Source organism: Streptacidiphilus sp. P02-A3a (genome assembly GCF_014084105.1).
Taxonomy (GTDB): domain Bacteria; phylum Actinomycetota; class Actinomycetes; order Streptomycetales; family Streptomycetaceae; genus Streptacidiphilus.
The window spans coordinates 608,224-623,287 of record NZ_CP048289.1 but is presented as its reverse complement, the minus strand read 5'-3'; the positions used below and the strand labels follow the sequence as shown (position 1 = coordinate 623,287).

General features: G+C 71.9%; 17 protein-coding genes and 2 pseudogenes. All 19 read left to right on the top strand.

The features are described from left to right. Window positions 1-74: 74 nt before the first annotated feature. The 19 genes and pseudogenes from GXP74_RS02950 (at window position 75) to GXP74_RS02865 (ending at window position 15,053) form a co-directional block, all read left to right on the top strand. A complete protein-coding gene (locus tag GXP74_RS02950; RefSeq protein ID WP_182449844.1) occupies window positions 75-1,181 on the top strand; it encodes a hypothetical protein in 1,107 nt (368 codons plus the stop codon). Window positions 1,182-1,273: 92 nt separating this feature from the next. Then, a complete protein-coding gene (locus tag GXP74_RS02945; protein ID WP_182449843.1) occupies window positions 1,274-2,050 on the top strand; it encodes a hypothetical protein in 777 nt (258 codons plus the stop codon). A 26-nt stretch (window positions 2,051-2,076) separates the two neighbouring features. Further along, window positions 2,077-2,574: a hypothetical protein gene (locus GXP74_RS02940; RefSeq protein ID WP_182449842.1), complete on the top strand. Its 498-nt coding sequence runs from the start codon at window positions 2,077-2,079 to the stop codon at window positions 2,572-2,574. A 69-nt stretch (window positions 2,575-2,643) separates the two neighbouring features. Beyond that, on the top strand, window positions 2,644-3,153 hold the full coding sequence (locus GXP74_RS02935; RefSeq protein WP_182449841.1) for a hypothetical protein: 510 nt from the start codon (window positions 2,644-2,646) through the stop codon (window positions 3,151-3,153). A gap of 117 nt (window positions 3,154-3,270) precedes the next feature. Continuing rightward, window positions 3,271-4,545: a hypothetical protein gene (locus GXP74_RS40030; RefSeq protein WP_225447681.1), complete on the top strand. Its 1,275-nt coding sequence runs from the start codon at window positions 3,271-3,273 to the stop codon at window positions 4,543-4,545. A 39-nt stretch (window positions 4,546-4,584) separates the two neighbouring features. Beyond that, window positions 4,585-4,764 (top strand): hypothetical protein, encoded by a 180-nt coding sequence (locus GXP74_RS02925; RefSeq protein ID WP_182441249.1) that lies wholly within the window; start codon window positions 4,585-4,587, stop codon window positions 4,762-4,764. 146 nt (window positions 4,765-4,910) lie between these two features. Further along, window positions 4,911-5,582: a hypothetical protein gene (locus GXP74_RS02920; protein ID WP_182449840.1), complete on the top strand. Its 672-nt coding sequence runs from the start codon at window positions 4,911-4,913 to the stop codon at window positions 5,580-5,582. A gap of 108 nt (window positions 5,583-5,690) precedes the next feature. Continuing rightward, window positions 5,691-7,479: pseudogene (locus GXP74_RS02915) on the top strand (type IV secretory system conjugative DNA transfer family protein). After that, window positions 7,476-7,706, top strand: a complete 231-nt coding sequence (locus GXP74_RS02910) for a hypothetical protein (protein ID WP_182449838.1) — start codon at window positions 7,476-7,478, stop codon at window positions 7,704-7,706. The pseudogene GXP74_RS02915 and the gene GXP74_RS02910 overlap by 4 nt, the downstream one beginning before the upstream one ends. Beyond that, on the top strand, window positions 7,703-8,980 hold the full coding sequence (locus GXP74_RS02905) for a DnaB-like helicase N-terminal domain-containing protein (RefSeq protein WP_182449837.1): 1,278 nt from the start codon (window positions 7,703-7,705) through the stop codon (window positions 8,978-8,980). The genes GXP74_RS02910 and GXP74_RS02905 overlap by 4 nt, the downstream gene beginning before the upstream one ends. After that, a pseudogene (locus GXP74_RS41395) lies at window positions 8,925-9,164 on the top strand (hypothetical protein); the annotation flags it as partial. The gene GXP74_RS02905 and the pseudogene GXP74_RS41395, both read left to right, overlap by 56 nt. Window positions 9,165-9,279: 115 nt before the next feature. Continuing rightward, window positions 9,280-10,170 (top strand): DNA cytosine methyltransferase, encoded by an 891-nt coding sequence (locus GXP74_RS02900; RefSeq protein WP_255528221.1) that lies wholly within the window; start codon window positions 9,280-9,282, stop codon window positions 10,168-10,170. A 92-nt stretch (window positions 10,171-10,262) separates the two neighbouring features. Further along, on the top strand, window positions 10,263-10,871 hold the full coding sequence (locus GXP74_RS02895) for a DUF4913 domain-containing protein (RefSeq protein WP_182449836.1): 609 nt from the start codon (window positions 10,263-10,265) through the stop codon (window positions 10,869-10,871). Further along, window positions 10,868-11,629, top strand: coding sequence for a glycosyl hydrolase (locus tag GXP74_RS02890; protein WP_182449835.1), 762 nt, complete (start codon window positions 10,868-10,870; stop codon window positions 11,627-11,629). The genes GXP74_RS02895 and GXP74_RS02890 overlap by 4 nt, the downstream gene beginning before the upstream one ends. Beyond that, complete coding sequence (locus tag GXP74_RS02885) at window positions 11,626-12,102, top strand: hypothetical protein (protein ID WP_182449834.1); 477 nt, start codon at window positions 11,626-11,628, stop codon at window positions 12,100-12,102. The genes GXP74_RS02890 and GXP74_RS02885 overlap by 4 nt, the downstream gene beginning before the upstream one ends. Next, window positions 12,099-12,767 carry a hypothetical protein gene (locus tag GXP74_RS02880; RefSeq protein ID WP_182449833.1) on the top strand — a complete coding sequence of 223 codons (669 nt, stop codon included), beginning with the start codon at window positions 12,099-12,101 and terminating at the stop codon, window positions 12,765-12,767. The genes GXP74_RS02885 and GXP74_RS02880 overlap by 4 nt, the downstream gene beginning before the upstream one ends. Beyond that, the gene (locus GXP74_RS02875; RefSeq protein ID WP_182449832.1) at window positions 12,764-13,588 is read left to right on the top strand and encodes a large ATP-binding protein; all 825 of its coding nucleotides are present in this window, start codon (window positions 12,764-12,766) and stop codon (window positions 13,586-13,588) included. Before GXP74_RS02880 ends, GXP74_RS02875 begins: the two co-directional genes overlap by 4 nt. A gap of 21 nt (window positions 13,589-13,609) precedes the next feature. Further along, window positions 13,610-14,164 carry a hypothetical protein gene (locus tag GXP74_RS02870; RefSeq protein ID WP_225447680.1) on the top strand — a complete coding sequence of 185 codons (555 nt, stop codon included), beginning with the start codon at window positions 13,610-13,612 and terminating at the stop codon, window positions 14,162-14,164. Window positions 14,165-14,219: 55 nt separating this feature from the next. Then, a complete protein-coding gene (locus GXP74_RS02865) occupies window positions 14,220-15,053 on the top strand; it encodes a winged helix-turn-helix transcriptional regulator (protein WP_182449831.1) in 834 nt (277 codons plus the stop codon). Window positions 15,054-15,064: the final 11 nt, after the last annotated feature.

The following is a 15,064-nucleotide window of genomic DNA, read 5'->3' as shown; positions in this document are numbered from 1 at the left end:
GCGGCCCGCCCCTCGTCCACCCACCGTCGCTGACCGCCGCCCTTCCCCGTACCCATGAACCAGGAGCTGCACCCATGTTGGACCGCACCACCGTCACCTTCGCCCGTGAGGACAGCCTGGTCACTGCCCGCATCGACGGCCCCCGCCTGCCGGTGCCGGCGCCTCCCCCGTACAAGGTGGGCTGGGTGCCCCGGATCAGCGCGGCGCTGGAATCGCGCGGCCTTTCCTGCGGCCTGGAACAGGGCATCAGCGAAACGTTCATCCTCGCTCCGCTGCCCGACGGCAGGAACCTGCTGATCACCCCGCCGCAGGAGCCCGCCGAGGAGCAGCCTCCGGGTGCGTGGCTTGCGATGGCCTTGCGGGAGAGCGATGCCGGCTGCGAGATGTGGTGGGACTCGGAGACTACCGGCCCCGACCACGCCCACCTGGGCATCGGACCGCTGCTGGCCGCCGTCGACCGGCGCCTGGACGGCCTCGGTGTCGTGCCGCGTCCCGACCCGCGCCCGGTCCTCAACGAGGCCGGCGCCCACCCGAGCCTTTACCGGGCCGGGTTCGTCCCCGTCGAGCTGCCGACCGGTCGCTTCCACCGGCTGCCGCTGGGCATGACCGACCACGACGAGCAGCGCGGCGCGGTCACCCGGGCGATCGGTTCGCTGCGGTTCGAGGGCTTCGAGGTCCAGTGCCCGCCCGAGCTGCTGACCGAGGATCCCCGCGCCCACCACGCGACCCGGGCACGGGACTTCGGCGTGGACCACCTCGCGGCGTTCGTCAGCGACCATGCCCGGCACACCCGGGACGTCGTCGCGGCACTGGACGAGATCGCCTCCCCCCTGGACGGCACGCTCGCCCAGGCGGTCGCGGCCCTGCACGCCGCCGCCGACTGGTGGCAGCACCTGGGCGGCCCCGACGCCGAACGCCACCTCTACCGGCTTCACCTGATGGCCACCGAGATCGACCGGCGCACCGTGGAGGTCCGCACGCTGCGCGGCGAGCTGGCCGACCGCCACACCGCCAAGCCGCCCGGCCCCCGTGCCGGGGCTCCGGCTCCGCCTGGCCGCGACTCCTCGCGTGCCCAGGCTGCCCGAGCCACGTCGCCCTCGGCCCGGCACACGCCATCGACCGGCACCCCACCCGCCGCGCAGCCACCGGCCTCCCAGACCTCGCCCCGTCCCCGCCGCTGACCACCGAGGAGTCGCGCCAATGACCTGCTCCCGCAGACCCCGCCGCCCTGTTCCCCGCTCCCGTCTTCGCCTCCGTACCGGAAGAAACTGCCATGTCCACCCCCGATCACGACTCACTGCCCGACGTGGCGGTCGGCCGCCATCCCGACTACGGCATCGTCGCCAGTAATCCCCGACAACAGGCCGCCAGCACCTGGATGTTGAAGGGCTTCAGCTTCCACCCCGTCCCGGGCCACCCGGCCCTGTACGCGCTGGCCGACCAGCAGCGCAAGGGGCAGGACCGCGCCACCCGGGCCGTTGCACTGCTGCGCAAGGCTGGCTACCGGGTCGACGCGGACTCCGCGTTCGACCCCTCGCTGGCCTCCGAACCGGCTCGCGCCCGCGCCCAGCCCCCGCGCCTCGAGCCGGACGTCGCGTTCGCCGAGCATCCGCAGCTCGGAGTCGTCGCCGCCACCGCGGACACGATGGGCGCCGTTGAACACGGCGGAGCAATCCTCGAGTCGCACGGATGGCGCTTCAACCACGAGCTGGACATCTACACGCTGCCCATCCCCACCGATCGCAACAAGGCGCTCGGGAAGGTCGCCGCCGCCACGCTGTCGATGCACCGTTCCGACCTCCAGGTCGCTGTGCAGCCCCGCCTCGCCCAGGACGTAGCAGCCCGTCGCCGTCCTGCACCGGTGACAGCTGCGGACCTTGAGCGCAGCGAGGGCTTCACCAACCCCAGGCACCGCTTCAGCGTCACCGCGCTCGCCGCCAGCCCCGCCCGTGCCGGCCTGCCCGGCAGGGCGCCGGTCGCGGCTCCCGCGACCTCCGCTGCGGCTGCCGGCCCGGCGGACCCGCGCATCGCGTTCTCCCGCAACCGCTGACCCAACTCCCTCAAGGAGAAGTTCTCATGGCCGTGAAGACCATCTGGCAGATCACCCATTCCTGCGGGCACCAGGCCGAGCGCGACCTGTCCGACCGGGCCGCCGACCGTCGCGCGGGCTTCGCCCAGTGGCTGGCCAAGCAGGAGTGCACCGACTGCTGGCGGGCCGCCAAGGAAGGCGACGAGCAGGACAAGGCCGCCTGGCTGGAGGCCAAGCGCGCCCAGGAGCAGGCCGAGTCCGACGCCTGGTCGCAGCAGTACCGGATGCCGCCCCTGGAAGGGACCGAGCGCGCCGTCGCCTGGGGCGTGCGCTGCCGCCACCAGCTCCTGCCTGCCGCCTACGCCTCTCTGGTCCTCGAAGGCGAGACCGGCGAGGCGGGGTGGGAGGAGATCGAGGACGCCGCGCGCACCATCACCCGCGCCGGGTGGTGGATCGACCAGCGTTCCTCCGAACCCGGCGACCTCGCCGAGCTGCTCCAGGCCGCCACCGAGGCCGACCGGCCCACGGAGAACCCCCACTTCTGACCGCCCGCTCCCGGTGCCCCCGTTGCGGGGCACCGGTTCTCCTTCCCCGCCCAGTGATGTGGATACCCCATGCCCACCTATCCCCTGCTCTGCGATGTGCGCCGCACCGAGAGCACCACCGACCTGTTCAGCAGCCTCCACCGCAGCGAGCCCGGCTTCGCTCCTTACCTGCTTACCGCCTGGTCACCGGAACTGACCGCTCAGGACACCGTCGCGCTGCCGTACCTGGCACTGCTGCTCGACGAGCCGATCACCTTGCGGAAGCCGCGGACCGGGCACGCCGCAGCGCGGCGACTCACCTGGCACTGCGCCATCCGCAACACCACCGGAGTGGAAGTCGATGACGACGCCTGGTTCGAGCTGACGCGCGAGGTCCTCGACGTCACCGGGATCGAGCCGGACGGCGACCCCTCGGCGTACCGCTGGGTCGCCATGCGCAACCAGGCCGACGGCCTCGACATCGTGGCCACCGTCATCCGCCAGGACGGCCGCTGGGCCCGGCTGCACCACGACGCCTACGACGCCCGCGCCGCCTGCATGCACTTCGCCTACGACCATGGCCTCGCCCAGACGCGATGAGCCGGGCGTCTACCAGCGATCTCCGGCAGGGCCAAACCGGGGAATCCGCGGATCCTTCTGTTCCTGACGGCCCGGCCCCCGGGCTCCTGTCCGCCACTCTCCTTCGAGGTCAACGTCGTGATCGCGTACTTGCAGCGCCAACAGCACACCCTCGGGCTGCTCGGCCAGCAACTCAGCACGGGCCAGCGCGGCGGGTACACCAATCCCCGTCTCATCGACGGCGACTGCCACGGTGCCCCGATCGAGATGCTCGCCCGCCACGACGCCCTGCCGTATCTGGCCCAGTCGCTCGACGCCCCCGTCGAGCGACTGGGGCCCGGGGCACCGCAACGGCCGGTGTGGTTCTGCGAGGTCCGCTCGGATCCCCGCCACCCGGACCTGACCGACGCCCAGTGGGCCGACGTTGCCCGCCGCATGGTGGCAGCAACCGGGATCGCGCCTGCGGGTGATCCGGACGCCTGCCGATGGATCGCCCTGCGCAACCAGGACCGCCAGGTGGTCGTTGTCGCGACCCGGGTCCGTGAGGACGGCCGCGTCCACGACCCGTACCGCGACGCCTTCCGCCTGCAGACCGAGTGCCAGCGCATCGCCGCCGACCTCGGCCACCTCCCCCCATCCCTTCCCCCGACGCCACTCGTCCAGGAGCCTTCCGTGCCCATCACCGTCACCATCACCGCCGAGCCCAGCGGAAGCGTCGTCGCCCGTGGAGGAGACTCCTTCGCCTACTCCCTGCTCGACCACGCCGGGTTCGCCTTCACCAACGACTGGCACGGCCCCCGGCACCGCCTGCCGACCAGCATGGACCGGGGCGAGCAGACCGCCATCGCCACCCACGCAGCCGAAATGCTCCGCACCGCCCGCTACAGCGTCGACCTCGACCCCGCCCTCGACCCGGCACGAACCACCACCCCAGCGAACCCGCTCGGGCCCTACACCGCCGGGGCGGAACTGCTGCGCCTCACCGACCAGATCAGGTCCGCCGAGAACAGCGTCGAGCTTCGGCATGCGGTCGACCACCTACTCCATCCCGATCACGGTGCGCTGGAACGGGTCCGGGAAGCGTTGGAGGCGGCAGGCGAGCAGATCACCGACCTCGACGACGAGGCATATCAGCTCTCCGACCGGTTCGGGTTCGCCGCTGAGTTCGTCAGCGCCGCGCAGTCGGAACTTGTCGACTCGGAGGCCGAGTTGCTCGGTGTCGGCGGCCCAGCGCAGTCCCACATCGTGACACGGACCCAGCCCCCCTCGGCGTTCCCCGCTCCGCACAGCGCGGCGCTGGCCGCATCGCCCGCAGCGGCTAAGGCTAGGACGTCGTCAGCGCTCGGTACTGGGGCAGCCGATGCCGGCGCGTCCGTACGGCCGACACAGTTCCCCAGCCCTCGGACACGGTGACCGGCGATGCTCTCCCCCCTTCCTCCTTGGAGCCCGAACATGCCCCACTTCCCCTCTTCCCTGCGGTTCCAGCGCTCGGGCCACTGGCTGCGGTTGGGCCGCCACCGGGTCTGGCTGGAGACTTCGCCGCTCACCGATCAGTTGCTGGCCCGCGACGAGTCCGAACGGCAGCAGGAGCGCGCCCGGCACTTCCACACACTCCCGAGCTCACGGCCGTGACCGCCCTCCCACGCCAAAGGGCAGCCATCGCGCCGCCTGCCTGCGTCAGCAGACCGGCGGACCAGGAGTCCACCCACGCGGTGGGGAGCCCGCGCTGCTCTGCTCCTCACCGGCCCCGCCAGCCAGCACACGACCAAGGAGAGACCGTGCCTGAGTACTACACGAGTATCGGCGAGGCCGTCGGCGCAGCCATGGCCCACAACATCCGCCTGGCCCACGGCGGCGGAACGCCCGCAGAGCCGCCCTTGCAGGCCCGCTTCCTCCCCCATCCGTCGGCCGACCCGTACTCCGTACCTGGAATGATCGCCCGCCTCACCGAGGACGCGTCACCGAACGAGGTCGCCGCAATCATCGAAGAGGTCAACGGTGCTCTCACCGGAGCCGTACCGCAGCTGACCGAACTCGTCGCTGCCGCCGCTGACTGGACCCGAGCCCGTCTCCAGTTCGATGACCCGCACCACAATCCGACCTTCGAGACGTGGACCTACCTGGCCGCCGCGCACGACATGCTCCGCGACGTCCAGGAGACATTGGAGATCGCCGAGGACAGGCTCGTCTCCTGTCCCGCCGAGCGCACCGACCCCCGCCACCACGACAGGGTCAGGGTCCTGCGCACCAGGGAGTTGCTCAGCGACGTCCTCAGCGCCGGCCCAGAAACCGAGACCGCTTCGCCAGCTGACCAGGCCCCCGAGGTAAATCGGCAGCGAGCCGCCCGCACCTCCTCACCGCAGGCCGCTGCCCGACGCACAACACCCTCGGCCAGGACCGCGGAAATGCCCGCCAACTCGTCGCCGTCTCGCGCGCCCCGCACTCGATAGTCCCGTCCGCCAACCCTCCACCCGAACAGGAGCTACCCCGATGACCAGCACAAGAGCGCCGCGTGCCCCGCTTCCACCGTCCGCCCGCGCCAGTCCCCTGGAACTACCATGCCCGCACCGCGTACCAGCGCGCCCTCGACCACCACCGGGTCCGACGCGCTCCTGTCCTGCCTCTTCGGCGTCCTCGGCATCGCCCTCGCCTTCGGTTCCCTGGCTTGGCTGACCGGGAACATCAGCAACTCCCTCGTCGGCACAGGTCCTTGGGCGTCCTTCAAGGTCACTGATGCCCTGCTGCACCCTGGCGTGCTGTGGCCGCACCTGGGCCCCACCGCCCTGCTCGTCGGCGCGCGGATCATCCCCGGCCTGCTGTCCGTCGGCCTCACCGTCTCCGGCCTCGTCCTGTGGATGCGACTGCGCGGCGGTGCGAACAACGGCCTCGCCCGCAAGGCCGACCTCGCCCCGCTGCTGGACAAGGAGATCACCGCCAAGGCCCGGAGCCTGCGGCCGTCCCTGAGCGGCCGGGAGTGTAAAAGAGGTCGCTCCCGACGACCGAGGCATCCTGCTCGGCACCCTCTCCCCGGGCCGCGCCGAAGTCCGCGCCTCCTGGGAGGACGTGATCGTCGCGATCATGGCCCCGCGAAGCGGCAAGACCAGCGGGCTGGCGATCCCGGCGATCCTCGCCGCCCCCGGCCCGGTGCTGCTGACCTCGAACAAGGCCGCCAACGATGCCTTCACCGCGACGGTCGACGCCCGTGCGCAGGTCGGCGCGATCTGGACGCTGGACCCGCAGCAGATCGCGCACCACCCGCGCGAGATGTGGTGGGACATCCTGGCCGACGCCCACGACCTGGCCGGGGCGAAGCGTCTCGCCGGGCACTTCGTCGCCGCCAGCGTTGACGAGTCGAACGGCTCCGACTTCTGGTCCACCGCCGCGAGCAACACCCTCGGCGGTCTCTTCCTGGCAGCCGCCAGCCACCGGCGCCCGATCACCGACGTCCTGGCCTGGCTCGCCTCCCCCGCCGACCGCACTCCGGTGGACCTGCTCACCGATGCCGGCCACGAAGCGGTGGCCGCCCAGCTCCAGGGCACCGTCTCGGGTGCGACCGAGACCAGGGACGGCATCTATGAGACCGCGCGGCAGTACGCGAGCTGCCTGCTGGACCCCGAGGTCGCCGCCTGGGTCACCCCCGACCCGGCCCTGCCGCAGTTCCGGCCGTTCGACTTCGCCACCTCCCGCGACACCTTGTACCTGCTCAGCAAGGACGGCGGCGGAAGCGCGAGCGCGATCATCGCGGCTGCCGCCGACGCCGTGATGCGCGCCGCCGTCGTCGTCGCCGAACGCTCCGGCGGTCGCCTGGACCCGCCCGCACTGTGCGTCCTGGACGAGGCCGCCAACGTCTGCCGCATCAGCGACCTGCCCGACCTCTACTCGCACCTGGGCTCACGCGGCGTCATCCCGATCACCATCCTGCAGTCATACCGGCAGGGCCAGCGCTGCTGGGGCGAGGCCGGGATGGACGCCCTGTGGAGCGCCGCGACCGTCAAGATCATCGGAAGCGGCATCGACGACGCCGACTTCGCCGACCGCCTCAGCAGGCAGGTGGGCGACCACGACGTCCAGACCACCTCGGTGTCCACCAGCGACGGCGGCAAGTCCACCTCGGTGAGCATGCGCACCGAGCGGATCCTGCCCCCGGACGCCATCCGCGCCCTGCCCAAGGGCCGGGCACTGCTCCTGGCCACCGGCATCCGGGTGGCCATGCTCGACCTGCGGCCCTGGTACAAGGAGCCGTCCGCCAAGGTGGTGGGCCCGGCCTCGGCCCGCGCGACGAGGGCGATCACTGAACGGGCCCTCGCCAAGACCGTGGGCCGCGACGACTTCGGGCTGTCGGCATGAGCGCGCCCACCCCGCCTCCGGGGTCTGTCGTCCACTCGCCCGTCGTTCTGCGCGACGGCCAGTGGTGGCTGGTCAGCGGTGCCGGCGCGATCCTCGCCACCGATCCCGTGTTCACCAGCGTGCTGGACAAGTTCGCCACGGCGCTGGCCGCTGCCGACCAGGCGGTCGCCGACCTGCGGACCCGGCAGAACGAGCCCCCCGCCGCCGAGGCCGGAGGTCAGCGATGAACCCGCTGCTGGGCGCCGAGCGGGCGCTGCTCGGCGCTGTGCTGCTCGACCCGGTCCAGCTCTCGCGCCTGGACTGGCTCGCGCCGGATCACTTCTACCGCCCGGTCCACCAGGCCCTGTTCGCCGCTCTGCGCAAGCTCCAGGCAGACGGGCACCCCGCGCTGACGACCGAGGAGGTCGTACCGCTGTCCTGGGTGACCGACGCGGTCGCCGAGGCCGGCCTCCACGTGCGCGGGCTGGCCCCGGAGTACGCCCACGCGCTGATCGCGGCCTGCCCGCGCCCCGCACACGCTCCGTTGTACGGCCGCATGGTGCTGGAGGGCGCGATCCACCGCAGCGTCACCGAGCACGCGATCCGCCTGCACCAGGCCGCTCGCGCCGACGCCCTGCAAGGCGAGGCCGAGGGGGCGCTGCACCATGCCGACGTGCTGACCGGCGTACTCGGCGACCTCGCCCGGCGTTGGGGCTCCGAACCGCGCCCGGTCGCGCCGGCCACTGCCCCGGTCGTCGCGCCGCCGGTTCGGGCCGAGCAGGTCGCCCAGGACGAGCGGTTCCTGCTGGCCGCTCTGACCGACCGGCCGGGGACCATGGACGAGGTGGTGGGCTGGCTGCGGCCGGACGACTTCGCCGACCCGGCCCACGGCCAGCTCTACCGCTGCCTCGGCGCGCTGCACCACCGGGGCGAGCCCCTCGATCGGATCACCGTGCTCTGGGAAGCCCAGCGGCGGGGGCTGCTGGCCGACGGCACGCTGTCGGGCGACCAGGTCATGGCCATCTGCGGCGGTCTTGATCCCGGCAGTGCCGAATGGCTCGGCGAGCAGGTCATGCGCTCCTCGATCACACGCACGGCGGCCACCTCCGCACGCGTCATCCGGGCCCTGGCGGAGAACGAGGCCCTGGCCCCCGGACCGCTCATCAACCACGCCCTGCACGCCCTCGGCCCACTGGACGAGGTCCGTGCCCGCTGGCAGATCGCGAACGGCCGCCCAACTCCCACACCCTCCGCGTCTTCGCCGAGCGGCCCACCCGGTGCGCGGGTGCACGCCGCTCTCGCCCGCAGCACACCGCGCGCTTCCGCCCCGCCCTCGGAGCGGCTCGGTTCCGCGTCCGCTCCGGCCTCCGCGCGACCCCTTCGCGCAGCCACAGCTGAACCCCACCCCCCAGCCCATCGCCCGTCCTCCCCCTTGGAATCCGCCGTGAACAACGACCCCATCTCCGATGCCCTGGGCCTGCGTGCCCTGGCTTCTGCGGCCCGCACGACGCGGAGCCGGTGACATGCAGACCACCATCGCCCTCCCGCCGTTGATCGGCTCGCTCTGCTCGGGATACGGCGGACTCGACCTCGGAGTGCAAGCCGCCCTCGGCGGCACGCTGGCCTGGCACGCCGAGGTCAATCACGACGCCTCCCGCATCCTGGCCCGCCACTGGCCCGGAGTGCCCAACCTGGGCGACATCACCACCACGGACTGGTCCCTCGTCCCGCGGGTGTGCGTCCTGACGGCCGGATTCCCCTGTCAAAGACGTCTCGGTCGCCGGCCGCCGCGCCGGACTCAACTCCCAGACCCGCTCGGGGCTGTGGCTGCACGTCGCCCGTGCAGTCGAGGCCCTCCGACCCTGCTTGGTTGTGATCGAGAATGTGCGCGGCCTCCTCACCTCACCCGCCGGTGCCCCTGGCGACGTGGAACCCTGCCCGTGGTGTCTGGGAGACGCCCCAGGTCAGCCTCCTCTGCGGGCACTCGGTGCCGTACTCGGATCCCTGGCCGACCTCGGGTACGACACACGCTGGCTCGTGCTTCGCGCCTCCGACATCGGAGCCCCGCACCGCCGCGAGCGCACCTTCCTCACCGCCTGGCCCGCCGGGCACCCTGCTCAAGACACCGACCAGCAACATCGGCAGGAACGGCGGCTCCCAGCACCCGGCGAAGCGCAAGAGCGGGGGCCACGGCCCGAACCTGGCCGACGAGGTGGAGTGGCTGCTGCTGCCGACCCCGAAGGCGTCGGACGGGACCAAGGGCTCGCCCAACCAGCGGCACGGCAACGGGGACATGACCCTGCCCAGCGCGGCGGCATCGCTGCTGCCCACCCCGCGAGCCTCCGACACCGGCACCCCGGGCCGCCGCCCCGGCAAGGGCTGGCGACCGCCCCTGTCAGCAGTGGTCCTGCCGCTGTGGACGCAGACCGAGGAACGGACGGGCGATGGGGGCCCTACGCCGGCGCCATCACCCGATGGGAGACGCTCACCCGCCCCGCGCCGGCGCCCACCGACGGGGCCGGGCGGCTGCGCGCCGACTTCGTGGAGTGGATGCAGGGCCTCGAACCCGGCTGGGTGACCGCCACCCCCGGGCTCGGCCGACCCGCCCAGCTCACCGCGCTCGGTAACGGCGTCGTCCCCCAACAGGCCACCCGAGCAGTGCAGTTGCTGGCACCTCCCTTCCCTCGCTGCCCTCGCTGCACGGCGCCGTAGCGCTCCCCTACCGGAATTTCCCGGCACGGCCAAATCGCGGATTCTCCGGATCCTCTCCCTATGTCGCCGTCCCACAGATGGAGCAAGCCCCCATGTCCGACCCCAGCAAGACCACCCCCGCCACCGAGCCCTTCCGCGTTCCGGACGGGGATCTCGACGACCTCGTCAGCACCCTCGCCAAGACCATGGCCGAGGTAAGGCAGCACGGCGTCATCCTCGACCGCCTCGGCTCCGAGCCCGCTCTCGTGGCCGCAGACCCCCAGTCGACCGGCTCTGCTTCCCCGCCCGACGGGGAAGCAGAGCTCGAGCAGGACGCCGGCCCCACCTCAGTGTTCATCCTCGCCCTAGGCGGGGAGGCGTACGCCGTCGAACTGGCCGCGCTCAGCAACTGGGTGAGCTACCTCTTCCTGCCCGTGTACGGCCGGGAGATCAGCACCATCCGCCCGTGGTGCACCCAGTGGCACGAACACCCCGAAGCCGTGGCCCGGCTGCACGCCCTCTGGCTGGCCTGGCAGCAACTCACCGACGCCGAGGCCGGCCTGTCCGGTCCCTCGACGTGGCACCGCGACCACCTGGACCAGGCCCTGGTGCACCTCCGCGCTCCCGACGGCCCCTTCGCCGCGTGCACAACCAGCCCGACCCGGCCCAACCACCGCGTGCTGGCCACCCCCGCGCCCGAGCAGTTCGGACTGGCGGCATGAACGGCGAACCCGACTTCCGGCTCGACGGTCTCATGCCTGGCGACGAGGAATCCGAATTCGCGGAGAGCATGATGTGGCCCGGCGATCTGACCCTGGTGGCCGAGCACCACACCACCCCGAACGGCTCGCACAGCTTCTTCGTAGTCCACGACCGTTCGATGACCTGGGGCGTGCCCGGTAGTCCCCAGCTCGTCGCCGTCAAGATCGCCCGGGACCTCGATGCCCGGACCTTCACCGTCGAGTCCGAGAACCACGCCGCGCTGGGCTTCGCCCAGAACTGGCTCATAGAACGCGGCTGCCCGCCCGGTCCGATCACACGGCTCAGCAGCGACTTCGTGCAACCGGCGGACGACCAGACCATCCGCGTCGAGCAGCAGATCCGCAACTCAGGGGACCGATACAAGGTCCTGGACACCCTGACCAGCGACGGCTACCCCTACGAGACGTGGACGATGGTCCGCGACTCCCTCGCCTCCCAAGACCCGATCCGCGTCTTCCTGGAAGAAGCGGACCTGGCCGCCGACTCCTACACCGTGCGTGAAGGGGCCTTTCCCGACGAGGACGCAGCACTTCAGTGGCTGGACGACCGCGACACTCCCCTGCCGGAGCCGCCGGAATACCGCGGTGATCCCGCTGTCCTGCGGACCCGCGCAGCTCTCGCCCGCTCTGCCGGCTCCACCACAAGCCCCGGCACCGGACCCAGCGTAGAAGCCCCCGCCAGCGTCCCTGCCCGGCCGACCCCCGGCAGGTCGATGTGAGCCGCGCCCGTTTCGCCTTCGCCGCCCACCCGGACGCCATCGCGGACCTGCGGGAACTCCCCGACAAGATTCGTGACTTGGCACTGTTGGAGCTGCAGAACCTGGTCCACGGAAGCGACGACTGCCTACCGCTGAAAGGCCGACTCGCAGGGTTCCACAAGGTCTACGTCGACCCGTCCGTCTCCTACCGCATGGTCATCCAGTTCCGCCCGGCCCCGCCCACCTCGACCCACAAGCGCGAGATCTACCTCGTCGCCGCCGGCAGCCGGAAGGACTACGCGGTCTACAACTCGGCCCACCTGCGCACCGGCCCCCACCCGGACACCGAACCGGAGTCCGCCACCGAGGCGCGCGTGCAGGCCGCCCGGTCCCGGTCCCCCCGCACTGCCGACCAGACGGCAGCCGCCCCCGCCATTGCGCCAGCAGCACCCCAGCCCTCCGCTTCCGCTTCCCGAAAGGCTCCCCAACGATGAACGCCAACCGCGCCCCCCTGCCCCGCACCGAACTGGCCGACCTCCTGGCCAACGCCGCGCAGAGCGTCTCCGGGATCCTCACCGCCGAATACCCGACGCCCCCCAGCCACTCCTACCTGCACCCCGTGCTGGGAGCACTGTCCGCCGGCCCGCAGGTGGTCTGCGAGTTGAACGAGCGGCTCGAAGGGTTCGTGGCCGACGAGCCGCTCCCCGCCACGCCAGCAGGTCTGTTCACCCTGGCCTCCTACGCCTCCGCGCTGGGATGGCTCACCGAGTCGCTCGCCGAGCTGACCACCTCGATCGACCAGATCTGCACCCGCGTGGGCATCCCCACGAACCCGCCGGACACAGCCCTTGCCGCACCCGCCGTCGCACACGAGGGCGACGAGCTCGACTTCGACTTCAGCGCGCCGGAGCTGGCGGCCATCCGCATCGCCGCCGAGGCCGCCGGTCTCCCGCCCGGCGACTACGTCGAGGTGCTCTCCCAGTCACTGCTCGCCGCCTCCCGGATCACCGACGCCTGCATGGAGATCTCCAGCGGCCTCCTCGAAGACGCCACATACGTCCTCGCTGAAGCGACCGACCATGTCTGGATCAGCGACGGCCCCAACAGCCTGCCCACCCTGGTCCGTTCGCTGCTCGCGCGGATGGAGGCAGCCGAATGAACCCCCACGACGCGGCGAAGCAGCCCGGCGCCCACCTGGTAGCCGAGGAGTTCGGCGTCGAGGACCCGTGGGCACTGAGCGACAACCACCCACTGCGCGACCCGCTCGACCTCGTCGGCCGGATCGTCGCCGAAGCCGCCCGCGACGTCGACGAACTGCACGGCCAACTCACCCGCGCCGCCCAGTCCGCCATCGAGCTGCTCGCTCCCATCGCCCAAGGCGCCCACTCCGACATGCGCGGCTGGGACGGCATCCTGCGGACCACCGGCCCGCAGATCGAGTTGCTCGTCGCACGCCGGGGAGCGGCATACGAGCAGCTCGACCGCGCCATAGCCGCCTACCGCCGCCTCCTGCCCGAAGCAGACGCCGCCCAGCCCTCGAAGGCAGCAGCCCAAAGCCTGGGAGAGGAAAAGGCCCCGGGCCGGAGCGACGACTGGGCCATCTCGGGGGATCGCCAGGTCCGAGCCCTCGAAGCCGTCGAGGCCGGCGGGCTGCGATTCCACCAGAGCGCGGTCTACGGCTACATCTACCTCTCCGACGGACGCGGCCAGCGGCCGACGGTCTGGCCCGAAACCGTCCGGCGGCTGGTCACCGACGGGCTACTGGACCAGGACCCGAGCGAGAGCCTGTACCGACCCGGCCAGTTCCTCTCGCTCACCGAGAAGGGCGAGGCCGCCCTGCGAGAGGCACGACCGGCCTCGCCGCGTGTGTCCGCCGCCCTCAGCCGCAGCAGCAACGCTGCCGCGATCTCCAACGACGCAGCCGATCCCGCCGTCGCACCCCTCGCAGGTGCGACCACCGCACCTACCCGATCCCGCTGATTCCTCAGAAAGGACGCCTTCATGTCCACCGCGACCTACACCCGCCGCCTCGTCGAGCACCGGTACGGACGCCCGCTGGAGGAACTCCAGCACGGCAACCCCTCCGGCGGCTCCCAGGACCCCGTCCTGCCCATCGTGCTGCGACGGCTCGGCGGCCTCGCGCAGACCGACACTGCGACCCAGGCTGCCCGCCGCAACCTCGACGCAGCCTGGCAGCGGTGCCGCTCCGCCGACCACGCCCTCGACGACCTCGTGCTGCTGCACGCGACCGAAGTGGTCGACCTCGAACGCCAGGAGCAGGCCGAGGCCGAGGCGGTCTGGGACCTGCTGGACGTCCGGCTCCTGCTGGACCGGCCCTCCACACAGCGGCCCCCCGTCCGGCGAGCGACCCCGGATTCCGGCGATCAGGCCCTGCTGGCCGTCGCCCGCGAGGTCGCCGCCGACCTACGCCGACTCAACCGCGACGCCCTGCGCCGGGCCTGCGCGACCGGGGCATCCACGTCAGCAACCGCCGCCTGGGCACCGTGCTCCGGAACCTCCGCGCCGAGAGCACCACTCACTGACGCCACTCACTGACCCTCGGTCCCACCATCCGCCTCGAAATGGCCATCCCCCCAATGGAGTTCGCCCCATGTCCACCCCCGTTCAGCCCACTGCCTCCCCGATCGGTTCGGTCGACGCCCAGCGCGTCGAGGACGCCCTATCCCTGATAGCCCCGAAGTGGACCACCTGGGTGGCGCAGACCATGGCACAGAAGGGTCGCCCCATGCGCGTGCGGGAGGTCAGCGCCCAACTACCCTTCGTCGGAGATCCGTTCGTCAGCAAGCGGCTGGCCCAGATGCACGCTGATGGGCTGGTCACCCGTGCTGAAGGTCGCTGGGCTCCGTACCGACTCAGCACGGCCGGCGAATCGCTGTCCCAGGTGCACGGCGCCCTCTCAGCCTGGTCCCAGACGCACCTGTCGCTCGGCAAGGTGGCCGGTGCCGAACGCGTCGAGGACGCCGTGCGCCGTCTACACCTGCGGCATACGACCGCAATAGTCCAGATCCTCGACAAGGGCGGGCCCATGCGGTTCAGTCACCTCGCCGAGGAGGCCGGCCTAGACCAAGGCACCGCGCCACCGCGGCTTCGCCGCCTTCAGATCGACGGCCTGGTCACCCGGACCGGATCGCGCCACGGCGACCCCTACGTCCTGACCGACGCCGGGCGGGCGCTCGGCCCGGTCTACGCGGCAGTCAAGCAATGGACCAACCCCGTCGCCACGCGGCGGCATCCCTCACCCCCGGCTCCCGTCGCAACAGTCAGCCGCGCCCATACCGGTGTCCCGCTGGGTTCGGACGGCATCCGAACCGCGGCAGCCCTGCGCCGCAGTGCCGCCGTCCCGAGTGCCCTGTTCAGCCACTCGCCGCAGCCGCAGATGCCGGCGGCTGTCACCGCCCGGTCCGCGCCCGCCCGGGTCCGGTGACCGACGTGCCG

Bases quoted from the DNA above. Each gene is read 5' to 3' on its own strand.
- GXP74_RS02870 (WP_225447680.1), top strand. From the start codon at position 13,610: ATGTCCACCGCGACCTACACCCGCCGCCTCGTCGAGCACCGGTACGGA.
- GXP74_RS02935 (WP_182449841.1), top strand. From the start codon at position 2,644: ATGCCCACCTATCCCCTGCTCTGCGATGTGCGCCGCACCGAGAGCACC.
- GXP74_RS02865 (WP_182449831.1), top strand. From the start codon at position 14,220: ATGTCCACCCCCGTTCAGCCCACTGCCTCCCCGATCGGTTCGGTCGAC.
- GXP74_RS02945 (WP_182449843.1), top strand. From the start codon at position 1,274: ATGTCCACCCCCGATCACGACTCACTGCCCGACGTGGCGGTCGGCCGC.
- GXP74_RS02910 (WP_182449838.1), top strand. From the start codon at position 7,476: ATGAGCGCGCCCACCCCGCCTCCGGGGTCTGTCGTCCACTCGCCCGTC.
- GXP74_RS02940 (WP_182449842.1), top strand. From the start codon at position 2,077: ATGGCCGTGAAGACCATCTGGCAGATCACCCATTCCTGCGGGCACCAG.
- GXP74_RS02950 (WP_182449844.1), top strand. From the start codon at position 75: ATGTTGGACCGCACCACCGTCACCTTCGCCCGTGAGGACAGCCTGGTC.
- GXP74_RS02875 (WP_182449832.1), top strand. From the start codon at position 12,764: ATGAACCCCCACGACGCGGCGAAGCAGCCCGGCGCCCACCTGGTAGCC.
- GXP74_RS02905 (WP_182449837.1), top strand. From the start codon at position 7,703: ATGAACCCGCTGCTGGGCGCCGAGCGGGCGCTGCTCGGCGCTGTGCTG.
- GXP74_RS02880 (WP_182449833.1), top strand. From the start codon at position 12,099: ATGAACGCCAACCGCGCCCCCCTGCCCCGCACCGAACTGGCCGACCTC.
- GXP74_RS02925 (WP_182441249.1), top strand. From the start codon at position 4,585: ATGCCCCACTTCCCCTCTTCCCTGCGGTTCCAGCGCTCGGGCCACTGG.
- GXP74_RS02895 (WP_182449836.1), top strand. From the start codon at position 10,263: ATGTCCGACCCCAGCAAGACCACCCCCGCCACCGAGCCCTTCCGCGTT.
- GXP74_RS02890 (WP_182449835.1), top strand. From the start codon at position 10,868: ATGAACGGCGAACCCGACTTCCGGCTCGACGGTCTCATGCCTGGCGAC.